The following is a 17,012-nucleotide window of genomic DNA, read 5'->3' as shown; positions in this document are numbered from 1 at the left end:
GAGAGGCTGCCCGCGAAGAACGATAACGCGGTCATTGGGGTAGACCGCGGTGCCTTCTTCGCGGGCAAGCCTCGCTACTACAGGGGTTGGGTGTTTAGGCTGGTCAGAACAGCTTGGTGAACAACCAATACAAACTCCCCGACAACACAATCGCCGCCGGCAAGGTCAACACCCAGGCCATCAGCAGGTTGCGGATGGTCTTCATCTGCAAGCCGCCACCGTTGGCGACCATGGTCCCGGCCACGCCTGAAGACAATACGTGGGTGGTCGATACCGGCAGGCCGAACATATCGGCAGCGCCGATGGTCAACATCGCCACGGTTTCCGCCGAGGCGCCCTGGGCGTAGGTCAGGTGTGTCTTGCCGATTTTTTCGCCGACCGTCACCACAATGCGTTTCCAGCCGACCATGGTGCCCAGTCCCAGGGCGATGGCCACCGCGATCTTCACCCACAGCGGAATGAACCGGGTGGCGTTGTCGATCTGTTGTTTGAACAGTTGCAGCTTGCCGGTGGTGTCGGCGTCGAAGTTGCCAACCTTGTTCTTGTCCATCAGGCGAATGGTTTCGCTGGTCAGGTACATGTCGTTGCGCACGTTGCCCATCGCTTCGGCCGGGACTTTCGACAGCGAGCCGTACCCCTTCACTTCGTTCCCGATGTGGCCCGCCAGTGCGGCGAGGGCGGGGATCAATTGCGGCGTGGCTTCCTTGCTGCGCATGTAGTCGGTCAGCACCGGGCGCGGATCGGCGGGCACCGGAAGCGGCGAGTTTTTCATCAGGGCTTGCTGGGTGACTTCCGCCACCGCAGCGAACTGCAAGGCCTGATCCGCCGGCATGGTGCGGTTCAGCGCATACGCCATCGGCAAGGTGCCCACCAGGATCAGCATAATCAGGCCCATGCCTTTCTGGCCGTCGTTGGAACCGTGGGCGAAGGACACACCGGTGCAGGTCAGAATCAACATACCGCGAATCCACCACGGTGGCGGGGTGTCGCCCTTCGGCGCCTTGTACAGCGCGCGATTTTTGACGAAGGCGCGCAACGCCAGCAGCAACAGCGCGGCAAACGCGAAGCCGATCAGCGGCGACAGCAGCAACGCGTAACCGACTTTGGTCGCCTGGGCCCAGTCCACGCCACTGGTGCCATCGCGGCCGTGCATCAGGGCATTGGCTACGCCGACACCGATGATCGAACCGATCAGCGTGTGGGACGAAGACGCCGGCAAACCCAACCACCAGGTGCCAAGGTTCCACAGGATGGCGGCGATCAACAGCGCGAAGATCATCGCGAAACCGGCGGAGGAACCGACTTGCAGAATCAGCTCCACGGGCAGCAGGGCGATGATGCCGAACGCCACCGCGCCGCTCGACAGCAGTACCCCCAGAAAGTTGAAGAACCCGGACCAGGCCACGGCGAAATTCGGCGGCAGGGAGTGGGTGTAAATTACGGTTGCCACGGCATTGGCGGTGTCGTGAAAACCGTTGACGAACTCAAAGCCCAACGCAATCAACAGTGCCACGCCCAACAGCAGAAACGGCGTCCAGGTGGTGATCGCCGTGCCCAGTTCGCTCATGTCGTGCATCAGGCTGTAGGCGGTAAACAACAGCCCGCTGCCCAGTACCGCAAAGAACATCACGAAGGTGAGCAGGCCGGGCTTTTTATCGAACTGCGGCCTGGCGCCGCTGGCGGGAGCCTGTGTAGCGGCGGTGAAAGAAGGCGTAGCCATGCCGGACAATCCTGAGCAGAGAAGGAGTGTCGCCCATGATCGTTGCTAAATATTACAGTGAGGCTGCGCTGGGTCAGTGTTTGGTTTTTTTGTAGGGCTAGAAGTTAATGCAGGCAAATATCTGTGGCGAGGGAGCTTGCTCCCGTTCGGCTGCGAAGCAGTCGTCAAATAGGTAACCTCGTTTTATCTGAAGAAATCGGGTTGCAGGATTTGGGGTCGCTTCGCAACCCAGCGGGAGCAAGCTCCCTCGCCACAATGTATCGGTGGGGTCGAAGGATTCAATAATCGCGCCGCTTGCGAAACGCCCAGCGTCCGGCAATCAGGGTAAACGTCGCGACCAGCGCCACCAGAATCCAGAACCCCTCCGGATCGCCGGCAAGCGGCACGCCGCCGACGTTCATGCCAAAGAAGCCGGCAATGATGTTGATCGGCAGCGCCAGCACCGTGACCACGGTCAGGGTGAACAGCGTGCGGTTGCTCTGTTCGTTGAGGTTGGCGGCGATTTCTTCCTGCAACAGCTTGATCCGTTCACCGAGGGCCGTGAGGTCGTTGATGATCAGCGCAAACTCCTCGGTGGACTTGCGCAGCTCCTTGACGTCCTCCTTCTGCAGCCAGTGCGGCGGGCGATTGAGCAGGCGCAGCAATGAGCCCGGCTCCAGCGCCAGCAACCGTTGCAGGCGCACCAGCACTCGGCGGTTGGCGCCCAGCTCAGCCCGGTTGGTCGACAGGCGCGACGACAGCAATTCATCTTCGATCTGATCGACGCTGAGGCTGGTCTTGCGCACGATCTGCGTCAGCACTTCGCCCTGATCTCGCAGCAAATGCACCAGCAATTCCAGCGGCGAGCGAAAGCATTCACCGGCCTTCACCGAAGAGCGCAGCTTGTCCACCGAGTGCAGCGGTTGGAGGCGCGCGCTGATGATCAGCCGACTGCGGGCACAGACCCACAGCGTCGAGACATCCGAGGAGACCATGCTGCTGAGGTTGAACACCACGTCGTTGACCACCGCCAGTAACGCCGAATCGACATGCTCGATGCGCGTTGAGCGAGAACCTTCGTGCAGCGCCTCGAAAAATTCATCGGGCAATGCCAGATGGCTTTTCATCCAGCGCTCGCACGCGGCGTGGGCCAGGTTCAGGTGCAGCCAGAGGAATTCATCACTGTCGTCCGGTTGTTGCAGACAGTGCAGCGCCTTGACCGAATCGATTTCCCGGCCGCGCTCGCCGGGGCGAAAACTGAAACCGTAAAGCAGGCCGAACAGGTCGGAATCGCGATGGCGTTGGTCAATGCTGTGGTTCATGAGGTCTCGCTGTGAGGAGGCGCCTGTCGCAGGTTTCACAGGTTCACTTGAGCCCCATCATCGCAACGTATTTTGAAGGTTTTGTGACGGTTGGATAACGCCGAAGATCCGCCTGCTACCGGTGGTCGGAAGGGGCTAAAGAAAGGCTCTAGCCCGCCGATGAGGCTGATGTCGATCTTGCGATTCTGGTCGTGAGCCAGCGTCGCTGACAGGGATGTCCAGACACCTTGCACGCCTGTAAGTCGTGCTTCATCCCTGCCATGAGATATCACTCGATGTTTTTGCAAAAGTCCCTCAGAGCACAAATTCTCGCCCTGTTGAGCGGCAGCCTGTTGGCGATGTTGCTGATCGCTTTGGCCTGCTTTCACTTTTTGTCCAATGGCGTTCAGAACTACGCGAACCTGATCGAAGGCCCGTTGCACACCTCGCAACTGATCGATGAAGCCAACCTGCAATTCAAGGTGCAGGTTCAGGAGTGGAAGAACGTTCTGCTGCGCGGCAAGGAACCTGCGAACCTGGACAAATACTGGAAGCAATTCGAGGATGGTCAGCGCAACGTGCAGGGCATTCTCAGTGAACTGGTCGGGCAGAAGGGCATCGAGCCGCAACTCAAGACCCGCATCGAACGCCTGCGTGAAGAACATCGTGTATTAGGTGCGGCCTATCAGAAGGGCCGTGATGCCTACGTGGCGGCTGGTGCCGACCCAACGGCCGGCGACAACGCGGTCAAAGGCGTGGACCGTGCAGCCAGCGAGCAGATGAGTGAACTGGTCATCGAACTGCGCAAGCAGAGCATCGAGCAATCAAAGCTGATCAGTGCCGGCGCCGATCAGACGGTGTTGCTGGGGCTCGTGGTGATGCTGGTGTCGGGTCTGTTGATTGGCCTGTTGAGTCTGTGGCTGGTCAACCGCAACCTGGTGGAGCCGATCCGTAAACTGATCGACTACGTGGCACAACTCAGCCAAGGGCGCTTCGCCGAGCGCGTGGCCAGCACCCGTCAGGACGAGTTGGGCAACCTGGCCACGGCCGCCAACACCTTGCGCGATTTCCTTGCCGAAACCTTCAACCGTTTGCAGCGCAGTGCGTCCGACCTGGACAGTGCCAGCGGTGAGCTGAATTCGATTGCTGGCCTCATGGCCAGTGGCACCAACGAGCAATTCAACCGCACCGATCAAGTGGCCACGGCGATGAACGAAATGTCCGCCACCGCGCAAGAAGTCGCGCGTCACGCAGCCGAAGCGGCACGTGCGGCCGACGATGCCGATCAGTCGGCGCAGCAGGGCGAGAAGGTCATGCAGGGCACCATTCACACCATCACTCAAATGCGTGGCGAAATCGCCAATACCGCCACGGTCATCCGTCGTCTGGAAGAAGACAGCGGGCGCATCGGTAAAGTGCTGGAAGTGATTCGCGGCATCGCTGAGCAAACCAACCTGCTGGCGCTCAACGCTGCAATCGAAGCGGCCCGTGCCGGTGAAGCCGGGCGTGGTTTTGCGGTGGTCGCCGATGAAGTACGCAGCCTGGCCCAGCGCACGGCGGCGTCGATCATCGAGATCAACCAGATCATTCAAACCGTGCAAACCGGTGCGGTGGACGCGGCCCAAGCCATCGAAAGTGGTCAGTCGCGCAGCGAAGAAAGCGTCGAGCAAGTGACCCAAGCCGGCGCCATGCTCGAGCGCATCACCCATGCCGTGGAGGCCATTCGCGACATGAACCGCCAGATCGCCACCGCCGCTGAAGAACAGACTTCAGTGGCCGAAGACATCTCGCGCAACCTCACCGAAATCACCAGCATCGCCAGCACCAACCTGGATAACGTGCAGCGCACCGAAGCGGCCAGCCACAATCTGCATGGCTTGTCGGGGCAGTTGAATGAAGTGACGGCGCGGTTGAGCGCCTAGTGAAATGGGCTGTGTATCGGTTTGGTTACCTAATCGGTACACAGTCGTTCTCAAGTTTATGCCGCGCCCGTCGATGACGGATTTACCCAAACACCACATTGGATAAATCCCATGGTCAGCATCAGCTCCGTTTCGATCAACCAGACCCTGTCGACCTCTTCAAGCAAAGTCGCGATTAACGACGGCACTGAAGACACCTCTGTCGCAGCAACGGCTGAGGCGTCCAGTGATACCACCAAGGTTGCCGCTGGCGGTGCACCTGCGTCGAGCGACAGCAGTTCCAGCAGCAGCGAATCCGATACGGTGAAACAACTGCGCAAGCAGCTCGCCGAGCTGCAAAAGCAATTGCAGGAACAACAGCAACAACTGCAAGCAGCCCAAGCCAGGCAGGACAGCGCCGAAGCTAAAGCTGCGAACGTCGCGGCAGCTCAGTCGCAGGTTGCGGCCACTTCGGCTTCGTTGCAGACAGTAACGGCGGCGTTGTTGCAGGCGTTGCAGGATGAGGGGGGCAGTACGTCGGGTTCGGTGGTCAGCACCACCGCTTAAGTCCGTGAAGGCAAGCTGAAGGTAAACGTCGTGCCCTGTTGCTCGGTCGATACCACCTCCAGTTGCCCCCCATGGGACTGCGCAATCTGACTGGCAATGTACAGCCCCAACCCGAGGCCGGCCTGCGGTGTTCCGCCGGCCGGTCGCGAGTAGGGCTGGAACAGATGTGGCAGCGCATCCTCGGCGATCAGCCCCTGGTTCTTCACGCTCAACACAAAGTGTCCCTCTTCAACCTGCGCACTGACCTCGATCGGGCCATTGGGATCTCCGTGGACAACGGCGTTCGCCACCAGATTGGATAGCAATTGCGTGACCCGTTCGCGATCGCAATGGATGTTGCTCAAGTCGCCAATCGACGACTGAATGATGCGTTTAGGGTGAATGCTCTGGATCTCGGCAATCACATGCCGCAAGGCATCCGCCAGATCCGGGCACGGTTCAATGTTTACGGGGATGCCTCGACCCAGTGCCCCCCGCGCGAAGTCCAGCACATCGTCCACCAGTTTGGTCGCACGTCGGGCGCTGGTGAGGATGTGCCGGGCCCGTTGCTCATTCGCCGGATCAGAGACTTTGCGCAGGAGCATTTCGGCGCCGGCGCTGATGGCGAACAAGGGGTTGCGCAGGTCATGGCCAAGCACGGCGATGAACTGTTCGCGCAGTTCGGCAGTTTGGCGTTTCTTGATCTGCGCCGCTTCGCTCCGTTGCAGGTTTTCTTCGGCCTCGATCTGTAGCGCCAGCATCCGGGCGAACGACTCCATGGTGCTCTGGATCGTGCTGGACTTGAGCGGCGCCGGATTGGGATCAAAGGCAAAAAGGGTGCCGAAAAAGCGCCCGTCGGTGCGCAATATCGGGACGGCAATGTAGCTTTCGAATGGATAGGCGCGGGGTGTGTGATGATCGCGGTAGAGCGGGTCTTCACTGGCCTGGTCGATCACCACCGAATGGTGGCCTTGGCGGACTTCGTTGCACAGGGCGGACATCAGATCGAGTTCATCGCCCACCTCCAAACCGAAATCCAGTCGATCAAGCACCGCGCAGGCAGTCCAGGCTTCTTCGGTAACACGAGCCACCGCCGCGAACCGCAAACCGGTCAACTCACTGATCACCTGAAGCATCGCCGGCACCGCGCTGATCCGGCTGATTGTGGCGATGTCTGCTGCCGCTGTTTGCCCCATATCCTTGGTTCTCTGCCTCAACATGCCAAATGGTTTTGAGGGATTCTAGCGGGCTTGCGCGAATTGTCGCGGCTTCGTTCGTCGCTTCAGCGAACCGCCTGACGCCGAACGCAAGAAAGCCGCACGACCCGAAAGTCGTGCGGCTTTTTTTGCAGATGAATCACTTGTCTTGTTTGTTGCTCAGAACCTTGCCGGTAGTGGCATCGAAGTCCACGTCCCACTCGGTGCCGTCAGCCCTGCGCAGTTCAACTTCATATTCATAGCCGTTGAAGTGGTTATCGAGGTCAGTGTCGGTAATCGTGGCGCCCGGGTGCAACTTCAGGGCGGCCTGGTTCAGTTCTTCCAGGGGTTTGATCTTGCCACTCTTGACCAACTCAGGAATCTGGTCGACGCGAACGTCAGCCTGGGCCAGGCCAGCGGTGAGGGTCAGGGCAGCGGCGGTGAACAGGGCAGTTAAGGTTTTCATGAGGTTCTTTCCTTGGATGAGCTGTTTAAGTGGGATCAGGTTAGTTCGCGCAACTTAATTCACCCTTAAAAAAGCAATCGCGGGCAAGCCACGCTCCCACAAGGTCTGCGTAAAACCTGTGGGAGCGTGGCTTGCCCGCGATGGGAGCGCCACGTTCTCGAATCAATACCCGTTGTTCTGCAACAACTGCGCAACGCTCGCCGCTGCCGGACGCTTATAGAACTTCAGCAGTTCGCTGGCGCGGTTGGTGAAGATGCCGTCGACGCCGGCATCCGCCACTTTCTGATAATCCACCGCATCATCGATGGTGTAGACGTGCACCAACAGGCCCTGATCGTGGGTGTACTGGTTCATCCACGGCTTCACCAGGTCCGAATAGCTCTGATCACCACCCTTGGTCAGTGCGGCAGAAGGCCCGGTACCGATCGCACCCTGGGCTTTGGCGTAGTCGACCCATTGCTGGAATTCGGCTTTGTCTTTTGGCTCCTGTTTGGCGTAGTAACTCGCTTTGTCCTTGTCACCGGACTCGGCGAACGTCACTTTGGATTTCGGCTCGATACTGCCTTCGCCCACCCACAGCAGCAGGATTTTTGGCACTTGCGGCATTTCCTTCTCAAGCAGTTCGAGGCTGCTCTTCTCGAAAGTTTGCAGCACGACTTTGCCTTTACCCTGACCGACCGCCAGATTGCTCTTCGCCAGTTTCGAGCCAGTCGGGCTCAGCCAGCCGCGATCCTGGAGTTTCTCCTTGAGGTCGCGCTCGATGCCGGGAAACTGCTTCGGCTCTTTGGTTTCGATGTACAGGCCCGGCTTGTGCAGCGGATTGCCTTGGGCAATGTCGATGATTTCGTCCAGGGTCAGGATCTTCAGACCTGCATAAGACGGACGCGCGCGATCCGGGTAAGCGCTGTTGAACCAGCTGCCGGCATCCAGGGTTTTCAGTTCGGCGATGGTGAATTCGTTGGCCGGGCTGTCCTTGCGCTCAGGGAACTTGGTGGCGACGTCAGTGGTACGTTGCAGGTTGTTGTCGTGCAGGGCGAACAGCACGCCGTCCTTGCTGCGCTGCAGATCCAGTTCCAAGTAATCGGCACCCAGGTCGCGAGCCAGTTTGTAGGCGGCTGCGGTGGATTCCGGTGCATCGAAAGACGCGCCACGGTGGGCGATCACCGCCGGATGCGGAATGCCCAGACGGGTCGCCAATGCGGTGGGGCTAGGCTCGTTGGCGGCCTGTGCCTGGCCGAGGCCGAGCATCAGGCTCAGCAGCAAGGCGCTCTTGGTGAAGGTGACAGGCATGGTCGAAGTCCTTTTGCGATGGGTTTTCAAAGACGTATCTTTTAACAACTGAGCGCCGCTAGCGCTATCGCCAGACCGACATAAACGTATTTAAAGCAATTTTATTTTCAGCGCTTTTGTGCGGTTCTTTGCAGTACTCTTGGCCCCGGCAATTTCCCCGGCAGAGGGAAATCCGTTTGCTTGCCCTGCGTGTAAACCATCGATCACCGGTCCTTCGACCTTTTGTGAGGTTTATCATGCGCATCACTTCCCAGCTCATTTGCCAGGCCGCCGACCAGCTCAAAGGTTTCGTCGGCCTCAATCGCAAGACCGGCCAGTACATCGTTCGTTTCAGCGAAGACTCGTTCGGCATGGACGTGGCCGACGACGGCATCATCCCCACCAGTGAATTCGTCTGGGCACCCGGCCCCGAGCAGACCATGACGCTCAAGCGCGAACTGATCCAGTTGCTGCTGGACCAGAACATCGACGACCGGATCAACATTACCGAGCCGTTGCGGGTGTATATGAATCGGCGGGAAGTGCCGCAGATTACGGCGGTGAGGAGTTTGGTGCGGGGTTGAGGGTTTGTGGTGGCTGTTCTGGCCTCTTCGCGGGCAAGCCCGCTCCCACAAGGATTTGTAGCGTGCATGCAATCTGGACCAACCCCGAAAACCTGTGGGAGCGGGCTTGCCCGCGAAGACGGCCTACAGAACACTGCGTCATTTACTGTTTGAACGCATAGGCCCGCTCAACCCTGCACACCCGCGTATGACACGCCGAATACCAGGTCGAACGCCCGCGCTCGCGAATCGCGCTGTGCTCGGGATGGTGCTTCCAGGCAAGGATCGCCGCTTCGCTGTCCCAGTAGGACACCGTAATTCCAAGCCCATCCGCACCCCGGGCCGATTCCACGCCGAGGAAGCCGGGTTGCTCCCGGGCCAGTTCCACCATGCGTTCGGCGGCCTGTTCGTAACCGTGATCGCCGTCGGTGCGCAGCGAGGTGAAAATCACTGCGTAGTAAGGCGTTGCAGGTGTCTGGGCGATCATGATTTTTGCCTCGCACAAGCCTCGATCAGCGCGCGGACCAACGGCGGCAGAATCCCCTTGAGCGCGGCGCGTTCCGGTTGGAACAGCGTGGCGACGAAGAACGGATGATCTTTTAGCTCCACCGCCCGCAGCCCTCCCGCCGAATCGTGGCCAACCGCGTGCAACTGTTGTTTCAGCAGCTCCCGTTCAAACTCAGGATTCACACCATAACGGCAGCGATATCCCTCGCAAATCTCAGCGTTTTCGTACGCCTTGGCGATCAACGAGCCTTCAACCAAATGAATGCTATCGACGGCTTCCACCAGCGAACAGGTCAACGGCGTGAGTAACGCCCGTGTCGCATCGGGCGAGGTCTCGCCGTGTTCGGCATCTTTCCAGCCCAGAACGTTGCGGGCGAATTCGAGTACTGCGTGCTGAAAACCGCCGCAAGTGCCGAGGAAAGGTCGCTGCTGCTCGCGGGCGAAACGGATCGCCCGTAACGCGCCGTCCATGTCGCGATAAGGGCTGGCGGGCACGCACCAGAAACCATCGAAGTCATCCAGTGGCGTATCGGCGTTGATGTGGTCGGTGGCCAACCATTGAAACTGTATGTCCCTGCCTGAGTGTTCGGCGGCCATGCCGAGGGCGACGGGAATGGCTTGGTGGGCGGTGACTTGTGGGTCGTAATCGCCGATCAGGGCGATGCGGATGGCGTTGGTTTCCATGAGTGATCTCGACGCTTGTTGATTCCTGGTACCCACTATAGATTGGCGTTCACGCAATCAATATTGGCGTTATCCCAAGTGATCAATGCACCGACGCACTATCGACTGGACTACCCGGACCTGTCCCTGATCCTCGCCCTGGTGCGCGGCGGCTCTCTGGCTCGGGCATCGGCGTTGTTGAAAGTTGACGTCTCGACGGTGTTTCGTGCCGTTCGCCGACTGGAAGCCGCGCTGGGTCAGCAACTGTTCGAAAAGAGCCGTACCGGTTATCTGCCGACCACCTTGGCACAGACCCTGGCCGAGCAGGCTGAACGCGCCGAACAAGCGCTGGAGGCGGCGCGCATTGGCGTGGAGCAGGGCGGTGAGGTCATCAGCGGCACCGTGCGCCTGACCTGCACCGACTCGGTCCTGCAAAGTTTGTTGTTGCCGGCGCTGGCGCGGTTCATGCCGTCTTACCCGGGGCTGACCATTGAACTCTGCACCTCCAACGATTTCGCCAACCTCAGCCGTCGCGATGCCGACATCGCCTTGCGGCTGACCCGCACACCACCCGAGCATTTGGTTGGCCGGCGGCTGGCGGATATTTCCTACCGGGTCTGTGCCAGCGCGGCCTATCTGCAATCGGTTGATTCCCACGACTTGGCTGCATTGACCTGGATCGCCCCGGACGACTTCCTGCCTGATCACCCCACCGTCGCCTGGCGTCGTCAGCAGTTGCCCGGCGTGACACCGGGTTATCGCTGCAACAGCATGTTGTCGGTGACTGAGTTGGTGCGGGCAGGGCTGGGTGTCGCGGCATTGCCGGACTTCCTCATCGGCGACGGACTGCAACCGTTGACTGATCCCTTGCACGGTTACGACACCACCCTGTGGTTGCTCACTCGCCCGGACTGCCGCGCGTTGCGCTCGGTGGTGACGTTGTTCGATGAGTTGGGCCGGGCGCTGAAGTTGCCTTGAGCCGGATCACGCCTTTGGCGGCTCTTTGCCTACAAAGTGTTGATGCATTTCCGACGTCAGGCTTTCGATACGCTCGGTCAGGGTCTTGGTGATTTCGGTGAGCCGGGTGTTTTGCTCCAGCAGCTCCAACAGTTGCGCGGTGTGTCGCGCAGCTTGGGCCTGACGATCGCTGTTGGCCACGGCCAAGGCTTCACGATGTCGCGCATCGGCGTCTGACTGGGCTTTGTCCCGCGCCGCCTGACGCGTCTGCGCCAGCAGAATCAGCGGTGCGGCATAGGCCGCTTGCAGACTGAACGCCAGGTTAAGCAGGATGAACGGGTACACATCGAAATCGGTCACACCGAACAGGTTCAGGCAAATCCAGACCACCACAATCAGGGTTTGGGCGCCGAGAAAAGTCGGCGTGCCGAAGAACCGCGCAAAGGCCTCGGCGCGCAGGGCAAAACGGTCGGTACCGAAAGTAGGTGCCAGATGAGCGTGAGGGCGATGAAAGCGCAGGTGATCGACGGGGCCGGTGGTATCGGTTTCGATTTCGCGGGTCGGGGTGCTCATGGTGCTCTCTGCATGGCCGCTGGGACTGAGGCTCACTATAGCCCCGGCGCCAGTTTCATTCTGAAACACATTTCGGTGCTTCTACTCAGAGCGACCTGTCAGCGATAACGCGGCGGATATTGTCATTTTTTGCAGCTCGATTCAGAGCTCATAACAGGCCAGGAACATGTCTAGCGCCGACTCCACGACGGTGTGCTGCATCTCGGGCGACAAGCTTGGCTGGCCCATGGAAATCTGCGGCCAGAACGCAAAGGACTTGAGCAATCCCTGGACCTGTTGCGCGGCGAACTCGGGTGCGACCGGTTTTAATAGGCCATCGGCCTGGGCAGCGCGAATCCACACAGTCAGGCTTTCTTCGCGCTCACCCATCCGGGTGACCATGTTTTGCGCACGCTCGGGAGAATGGATGGCGGCGGCGATCGCTACCCGCGCCAGGTCGAGAAAATTTTCATCGGACAGCATCTGCAGTTTCGCCTGCAGCATCAGGCGCAACTGATCGCGCAGGGGTAAGTCAGGGCGATAGGCCGCTTCCTGTTCAGCCGTTACCCGCGCCCACAATTGATTGAGGATTTCGGCGAACAACTCTTCCTTGCTCGGGAAGTGGTTGTACACGGTGCGCTTCGACACGCCAGCGGTGGCGGCGATCTTGTCCATGCTGGTGATGTCGAAACCGTTGGCACGGAATTCGGCAATCGCCGCCTGAATGATGGCTTCGCGTTTACGGTCAGTGAGGCGCTGTGGAGCTGTCATAAATACGCTTAGGCAGGAAGAAGTGGGGAACTACACTTGGTAGTTTACTTGTGATCCGCTTTGATGCAACCTTGGAACTACACTGTGCAGTGTAATGTTTTGTTAATCCTGCGCGGTGAAATATAGAATCTTCGGCTGATGCGTGCGTGCCTTGGCCATTTATCGTCCCAAACGGAAAATCGTCAATCGTGCGGTTTTTCTGGAGTCATTCAGACATGGCCACTTCAACTTCTCCAGCGGATAACGCCTCAACGCCTGAAGCTTCACGACAGGCTCAAGGTCAGTACCGAAATCATGTGCCCGTAGAACGCCAGGGCTTTCGCAAAACCTTGCGCATCATTTGGAACATGATCTTCCACAAACCACGCGACACCCGACCGTCCGCCCCCGTCCCGGTGCAAACCCTGACCCAGGCCGAGTTGATCGCCGCGCCCAACCACAGCGTCTATCGCCTCGGTCATTCCACAGTCCTGCTGAAACTGCGAGACAAATTCTGGATCACCGACCCGGTCTTCGCCGAGCGCGCCTCTCCGGTGCAATGGGCCGGCCCGAAGCGCTTCCACCAGCCACCGATCAGCCTCGAAGAACTGCCGCCGATTGAAGCGGTGATCCTGTCCCACGATCACTATGACCACCTCGATTATCAGGCTGTCCTCAAACTGGCGGACAAGACCCGATACTTCCTCACACCACAGGGTGTGGGCGACACCCTGATCAAGTGGGGGATCGATGCCAGCAAAGTGCGCCAACTGGATTGGTGGCAGAGCACCGAAGTCGATGGCCTTCAATTCGTCGCCACACCCTCACAGCACTTTTCCGGTCGTGGCCTGTTCGACAGCAACAGCACCCTTTGGGCATCGTGGGTGATGATCGACGGCGATACGCGGATCTTCTTCAGTGGCGACAGCGGCTACTTCGACGGCTTCAAACGTATCGGCCAACAGTACGGTCCGTTCGACCTCACGCTCATGGAAACCGGCGCTTACAACGTCGAGTGGCCGCACGTTCACATGCAGCCCGAGCAAACCTTGCAAGCGCACATTGACCTTAAAGGACGCTGGTTGCTGCCAATCCACAACGGCACCTTCGATCTGTCGATGCACGTCTGGTACGAACCTTTCGACCGCATTTTGGCGTTGGCCTGGGAGCGGAGCGTGTCGATTACCACGCCGCAGATGGGCGAGGCGTTCAACGTGATGTATCCGCAACGTGGTCATACCTGGTGGCTGGGGTTGGAGGGTGTAAGCGATCCGATGGAGCCTCAGAACGCTTGATGTTGTGCTGCCGGGCCGCCTGCCATGGAGCGGCCCGAGTTCTGAACCCATCTATCTGCGTTCATCCAGTAGGCAGGTTTGGATATTCCGAGATCTTTGCCACGGTCAAATCGCGAAACTTTCCACTCAGTATTTCGTCCAGCTCCTCCTGAGACAGTCCGAGCCTTTGCGCGGCCTCGGTCTTACTCAGCCGACCGGTTTCGAGGAGCAGGCCAATCTTCATGACGTGTTCGGCTTTGGCCCGCATCTCACCCGCCTCGGAATAGCCCAGCGCCTGATAAACACAGCTGTTGCTTCCATCGATTTCATTCATCTGCTGACACCTCATTCAACCATCGCATAATCCGCCCGCCCCACCGGATCCGGTGTCGACCCTTTCACATTCATCCCTCTTCCCGGCGCAAACCCCGGGAAGAACACCAGACCTTGCGACTCAAGTCGATACGCCAATGCCAGCCGGGTGACATCCAGCACATCGCGTTCCGCCTCGAAGCGCTGAATGGCATCAACGGAAACCCCGGATTCCTCGGATAACTCTTCAACACTCCAGCCCAGCATCGCTCGGGCCTGGGCGCAGTGGGCGGGGGTGAACTGGAAGAGGGCGATACGTTCCAGGGTGATTTTCATCGCAAGAGTGGCCATGGTGTTCTCCGGGATCGAGAGTGCTGATTCAAAATGTACTGTGTTTTTGTACAGTTGTTTTGATCCCGGATCAAACTCATTTTTTTGATCGATTCCTTTTTTCGCTCAGGCAGGCGCCTGGGACCGACTACGCTGTTTCTATGCGGGATCTTGAAGGCTCAGGGTTTTCAACTCCCGCCAGCAGCAACGATTGAACGTCAGCTTTCTGATTTTCAATACAAGGAAAGTGGCGTTTATGACGCAGTGCGGTACAGCGTTATGCGGGGAAGGGAATCATGAAAAGACTACGTCTGCTATGTGCCCTGATCGGTTTTACAAGTCTGCCCGTCGTGGCTGATATGGCATCGTTGAGCAAAGAGGCCTTTGTCAGCAACCTGATAAATCAGATGACCCTGGAGGAAAAAATCGGCCAACTGCGGTTGATCGCTATTGATGAAAAGATGACGCCCGAAAAGATGCGCGAAGAGATCGCCGCCGGGCGAATCGGTGGTACCTACGGCTCTGTAAGCCGTTACGTAAACCGACCCATGCAGGACGCGGCTCAACAAAGCCGCCTGAAAATACCGATGTTTTTCGGCTGGGACGTGATACATGGCCATCGAACCATTTTCCCCATTGGCCTGGCATTGGCCTCCAGTTGGGATATTGGCGCTATCGAGTTAAGCGGTCGGATAGCGGCAAAAGAAGCCAGTGCCGACGGTATCGATATGACCTTCGCCCCGATGATAGACATCGCCCGGGACCCTCGTTGGGGACGCACCTCCGAAGGCTTCGGTGAAGACACCTACCTGGTGTCGCGCATTGCCAAAGCGATGGTTCAGGCCTACCAGGGCACAAGCCCGAATGCACCCGACAGCATCATGGCCAGCGCCAAACACTTTGCGTTGTATGGGGCTGTGGAAGGTGGACGCGACTACAACAGCGTCGACATGGGCCTGGCCAGGATGCACCAGGATTACCTGCCACCTTATCGTTCGGCAATTGAGGGTGGCGCGGGGGCGATGATGGTGGCGCTTAACTCGATAAATGGCGTGCCAGCCGCTTCCAATGCCTGGTTGATGCAAGACCTGCTGCGCAAGGCATGGGGCTTCAAGGGACTGGTCATCAGCGACCATAACGGGATCAACGATCTGGTTCAGCATGGTGTTGCGAAGAATCACCGCGAAGCAGCCAGGCTCGCGATCAGGGCCGGCGTTGCTATGAGCATGAACGACTTCTCCTATGGTCCGGAACTACCCGGGCTGCTTGAGTCGGGCGCTATTTCCCAGAGCAATATCGATAACGCGGTGCGGGAAGTGCTGGGGGCCAAGTACGACATGGGCCTGTTCGAAGACCCTTACCGGCGCATCGGCGTTGCCAGTGAAGACCCCGCTGACAACAATGCCGAACACCGTCTGCACAGAGCCCAGGCCCGTGAGGTGGCACGCAAGACATTGGTGCTGCTGAAGAATGAAAACGGGCTCTTGCCGCTAAAAAAAGAGGGCGTGATTGCGCTCATAGGTCCGTTGGCAAAAAGTACCGTCGACATCATGGGCAGTTGGTCTGCAAGTGGCGTGCCCGCACAATCGGTGACGATCTACGACGGACTGAAAAACGCGATGAACCAGGGCTCGCTGATCTATGCCCGAGGCGCCAATCTCGAGGAGGATCAGGAGGTTGTTAAATACCTGGAATACCAGGGCGTGTCCGAAATCGCGAACGACCCTCGTCCGGCAGCAGAAATGATTGACGAAGCGGTCAAGGCTGCACAACAAGCCGATGTCGTGATTGCTGTGGTGGGTGAACCTCGCAGTATGTCTCATGAAGCGGCCAGTCGAACCAGCCTCGATCTACCTGGGCGCCAGAGTGAATTGATCACTGCCCTGAAAGCCACCGGCAAGCCGCTGGTACTGGTATTGATGAACGGTAGGCCACTGTCCATCGGCAAGGAGCAGAAACAGGCCGATGCGATTCTGGAAACCTGGTACAGCGGCTCCGAGGGAGGCAACGCCGTTGCCGATGTGTTGTTCGGCGACTACAACCCGTCCGGCAAGTTACCCATCACCTTTCCACGCTCCGTGGGGCAGATCCCCAATTACTACAGCCACTTGAACACCGGGCGCCCCTACATAGCGGGTGGGCTTCGCAACTACACGTCGCAATATTTCGATCAATCCCATGGTCCGCTTTATCCCTTCGGCTATGGGCTGAGTTATACCGACTTCAGCCTGACCGACATGGCCCTGTCGTCGACCACACTGAGCAAGACCGACAATCTCGTCGCCAGCATCATGGTGAAGAATGTCGGCCCGCGCGACGGCGAAACGGTGGTTCAGCTGTATATCCGCGATGTCGTTGGCACCGTCAGCCGTCCGGTCAAAGAACTGAAGAACTTTCAAAAAATCATGCTCAAGGCCGGAGAGGAGAAAGCGGTCCATTTCAGCATTAATGAGAACGACTTGAAGTTCTTCAACACCCAGTTGGAGTACGCCGCTGAGCCGGGCGAGTTCCGGGTGCAAATCGGTCTGGACTCTCAGAATGTGAAGGAGCAGAGTTTTGAGTTGCTGCCAGAACAAGGCAGTGGCTAACGCCAGTGAGTCAAGAAAATGAAAGTACCAAGCGCAGAAACCTGTGGGAGCGAGGCTTGCCCGCGAAGAACGATGACGCGTAATACCTGAAAAACCGCGGTGCATTCTTCGCGGGCAAGCCTCGCTCCCACAGGTTCT

General features: G+C 58.7%; 17 protein-coding genes. 6 read left to right on the top strand and 11 right to left on the bottom strand.

Annotation, left to right across the window (positions count from 1 at the left end):
- Positions 1-103 precede the first annotated feature (103 nt).
- Complete coding sequence (locus PSH88_RS23235) at positions 104-1,720, bottom strand: inorganic phosphate transporter (RefSeq protein ID WP_305422893.1); 1,617 nt, start codon at positions 1,718-1,720, stop codon at positions 104-106.
- 278 nt (positions 1,721-1,998) lie between these two features.
- On the bottom strand, positions 1,999-3,021 hold the full coding sequence (locus PSH88_RS23230; protein ID WP_305422891.1) for a transporter: 1,023 nt from the start codon (positions 3,019-3,021) through the stop codon (positions 1,999-2,001).
- 275 nt (positions 3,022-3,296) lie between these two features.
- Between PSH88_RS23230 and PSH88_RS23225 the strand changes: the two genes are divergently transcribed.
- Both PSH88_RS23225 and PSH88_RS23220 read left to right on the top strand, forming a co-directional pair.
- Entirely contained in the window at positions 3,297-4,922 is a 1,626-nt protein-coding gene (locus tag PSH88_RS23225) for a methyl-accepting chemotaxis protein (protein WP_305483392.1), read from the top strand.
- Positions 4,923-5,033: 111 nt separating this feature from the next.
- On the top strand, positions 5,034-5,468 hold the full coding sequence (locus PSH88_RS23220; RefSeq protein ID WP_305422890.1) for a hypothetical protein: 435 nt from the start codon (positions 5,034-5,036) through the stop codon (positions 5,466-5,468).
- Here PSH88_RS23220 and PSH88_RS23215 read toward each other — a convergent pair.
- The 3 genes from PSH88_RS23215 to PSH88_RS23205 all read right to left on the bottom strand — a co-directional run bounded on the left by PSH88_RS23215 (position 5,465) and on the right by PSH88_RS23205 (position 8,399).
- Positions 5,465-6,643: a GAF domain-containing sensor histidine kinase gene (locus tag PSH88_RS23215; RefSeq protein ID WP_305422888.1), complete on the bottom strand. Its 1,179-nt coding sequence runs from the start codon at positions 6,641-6,643 to the stop codon at positions 5,465-5,467. The genes PSH88_RS23220 and PSH88_RS23215 overlap by 4 nt on opposite strands.
- Before the next feature lie 160 nt (positions 6,644-6,803).
- A complete protein-coding gene (locus tag PSH88_RS23210; protein ID WP_305422887.1) occupies positions 6,804-7,109 on the bottom strand; it encodes a PepSY domain-containing protein in 306 nt (101 codons plus the stop codon).
- 162 nt (positions 7,110-7,271) lie between these two features.
- Positions 7,272-8,399 (bottom strand): glycerophosphodiester phosphodiesterase, encoded by a 1,128-nt coding sequence (locus tag PSH88_RS23205; protein ID WP_305483391.1) that lies wholly within the window; start codon positions 8,397-8,399, stop codon positions 7,272-7,274.
- 236 nt (positions 8,400-8,635) lie between these two features.
- Here PSH88_RS23205 and PSH88_RS23200 point away from each other — a divergent pair, with 236 nt between their 5' ends.
- Positions 8,636-8,962, top strand: coding sequence for a DUF2025 family protein (locus PSH88_RS23200; RefSeq protein WP_030132586.1), 327 nt, complete (start codon positions 8,636-8,638; stop codon positions 8,960-8,962).
- A gap of 142 nt (positions 8,963-9,104) precedes the next feature.
- On the opposite strand, the gene PSH88_RS23195 is transcribed toward PSH88_RS23200, so the two are convergent.
- Together PSH88_RS23195 and PSH88_RS23190 are read right to left on the bottom strand one after the other, a co-directional pair.
- Positions 9,105-9,428 carry an antibiotic biosynthesis monooxygenase family protein gene (locus tag PSH88_RS23195; protein WP_305422884.1) on the bottom strand — a complete coding sequence of 108 codons (324 nt, stop codon included), beginning with the start codon at positions 9,426-9,428 and terminating at the stop codon, positions 9,105-9,107.
- Positions 9,425-10,132 carry a CTP synthase C-terminal region-related (seleno)protein gene (locus PSH88_RS23190; RefSeq protein ID WP_305422883.1) on the bottom strand — a complete coding sequence of 236 codons (708 nt, stop codon included), beginning with the start codon at positions 10,130-10,132 and terminating at the stop codon, positions 9,425-9,427. Before PSH88_RS23190 ends, PSH88_RS23195 begins: the two co-directional genes overlap by 4 nt.
- A 15-nt stretch (positions 10,133-10,147) precedes the next feature.
- Here PSH88_RS23190 and PSH88_RS23185 point away from each other — a divergent pair, with 15 nt between their 5' ends.
- Entirely contained in the window at positions 10,148-11,089 is a 942-nt protein-coding gene (locus PSH88_RS23185) for a LysR family transcriptional regulator (RefSeq protein WP_305422882.1), read from the top strand.
- A gap of 6 nt (positions 11,090-11,095) precedes the next feature.
- On the opposite strand, the gene PSH88_RS23180 is transcribed toward PSH88_RS23185, so the two are convergent.
- A complete protein-coding gene (locus PSH88_RS23180) occupies positions 11,096-11,641 on the bottom strand; it encodes a DUF1003 domain-containing protein (protein WP_305422880.1) in 546 nt (181 codons plus the stop codon).
- 141 nt (positions 11,642-11,782) lie between these two features.
- Complete coding sequence (locus tag PSH88_RS23175; RefSeq protein WP_305422879.1) at positions 11,783-12,391, bottom strand: TetR/AcrR family transcriptional regulator; 609 nt, start codon at positions 12,389-12,391, stop codon at positions 11,783-11,785.
- A 215-nt stretch (positions 12,392-12,606) separates the two neighbouring features.
- Between PSH88_RS23175 and PSH88_RS23170 the strand changes: the two genes are divergently transcribed.
- The gene (locus tag PSH88_RS23170; RefSeq protein WP_305422878.1) at positions 12,607-13,665 is read left to right on the top strand and encodes an MBL fold metallo-hydrolase; all 1,059 of its coding nucleotides are present in this window, start codon (positions 12,607-12,609) and stop codon (positions 13,663-13,665) included.
- 61 nt (positions 13,666-13,726) lie between these two features.
- Here the strand turns inward: PSH88_RS23170 and PSH88_RS23165 are convergent, their stop codons facing one another.
- Together PSH88_RS23165 and PSH88_RS23160 are read right to left on the bottom strand one after the other, a co-directional pair.
- Positions 13,727-13,978 carry an XRE family transcriptional regulator gene (locus PSH88_RS23165; protein ID WP_305422876.1) on the bottom strand — a complete coding sequence of 84 codons (252 nt, stop codon included), beginning with the start codon at positions 13,976-13,978 and terminating at the stop codon, positions 13,727-13,729.
- Between the two features lie 11 nt (positions 13,979-13,989).
- Positions 13,990-14,307, bottom strand: coding sequence for a helix-turn-helix domain-containing protein (locus tag PSH88_RS23160; RefSeq protein WP_305422874.1), 318 nt, complete (start codon positions 14,305-14,307; stop codon positions 13,990-13,992).
- A gap of 338 nt (positions 14,308-14,645) precedes the next feature.
- Between PSH88_RS23160 and bglX the strand changes: the two genes are divergently transcribed.
- Complete coding sequence (bglX, locus tag PSH88_RS23155) at positions 14,646-16,874, top strand: beta-glucosidase BglX (RefSeq protein ID WP_370694715.1); 2,229 nt, start codon at positions 14,646-14,648, stop codon at positions 16,872-16,874.
- Positions 16,875-17,012: the final 138 nt, after the last annotated feature.

The sequence above is a fragment of the Pseudomonas wuhanensis genome, assembly GCF_030687395.1.
In the GTDB taxonomy this organism is placed as follows: Bacteria; Pseudomonadota; Gammaproteobacteria; order Pseudomonadales; family Pseudomonadaceae; genus Aquipseudomonas; species Aquipseudomonas wuhanensis.
This window is presented reverse-complemented; position numbering and strand designations above follow the sequence as displayed.

Coding starts and splice junctions, on each gene's coding strand:
- PSH88_RS23235 (WP_305422893.1), bottom strand. CDS start 1,720: ATGGCTACGCCTTCTTTCACCGCCGCTACACAGGCTCCCGCCAGCGGC.
- PSH88_RS23230 (WP_305422891.1), bottom strand. CDS start 3,021: ATGAACCACAGCATTGACCAACGCCATCGCGATTCCGACCTGTTCGGC.
- PSH88_RS23225 (WP_305483392.1), top strand. CDS start 3,297: ATGTTTTTGCAAAAGTCCCTCAGAGCACAAATTCTCGCCCTGTTGAGC.
- PSH88_RS23220 (WP_305422890.1), top strand. CDS start 5,034: ATGGTCAGCATCAGCTCCGTTTCGATCAACCAGACCCTGTCGACCTCT.
- PSH88_RS23215 (WP_305422888.1), bottom strand. CDS start 6,643: ATGGGGCAAACAGCGGCAGCAGACATCGCCACAATCAGCCGGATCAGC.
- PSH88_RS23210 (WP_305422887.1), bottom strand. CDS start 7,109: ATGAAAACCTTAACTGCCCTGTTCACCGCCGCTGCCCTGACCCTCACC.
- PSH88_RS23205 (WP_305483391.1), bottom strand. CDS start 8,399: ATGCCTGTCACCTTCACCAAGAGCGCCTTGCTGCTGAGCCTGATGCTC.
- PSH88_RS23200 (WP_030132586.1), top strand. CDS start 8,636: ATGCGCATCACTTCCCAGCTCATTTGCCAGGCCGCCGACCAGCTCAAA.
- PSH88_RS23195 (WP_305422884.1), bottom strand. CDS start 9,428: ATGATCGCCCAGACACCTGCAACGCCTTACTACGCAGTGATTTTCACC.
- PSH88_RS23190 (WP_305422883.1), bottom strand. CDS start 10,132: ATGGAAACCAACGCCATCCGCATCGCCCTGATCGGCGATTACGACCCA.
- PSH88_RS23180 (WP_305422880.1), bottom strand. CDS start 11,641: ATGAGCACCCCGACCCGCGAAATCGAAACCGATACCACCGGCCCCGTC.
- PSH88_RS23175 (WP_305422879.1), bottom strand. CDS start 12,391: ATGACAGCTCCACAGCGCCTCACTGACCGTAAACGCGAAGCCATCATT.
- PSH88_RS23170 (WP_305422878.1), top strand. CDS start 12,607: ATGGCCACTTCAACTTCTCCAGCGGATAACGCCTCAACGCCTGAAGCT.
- PSH88_RS23165 (WP_305422876.1), bottom strand. CDS start 13,978: ATGAATGAAATCGATGGAAGCAACAGCTGTGTTTATCAGGCGCTGGGC.
- PSH88_RS23160 (WP_305422874.1), bottom strand. CDS start 14,307: ATGGCCACTCTTGCGATGAAAATCACCCTGGAACGTATCGCCCTCTTC.
- bglX (WP_370694715.1), top strand. CDS start 14,646: ATGGCATCGTTGAGCAAAGAGGCCTTTGTCAGCAACCTGATAAATCAG.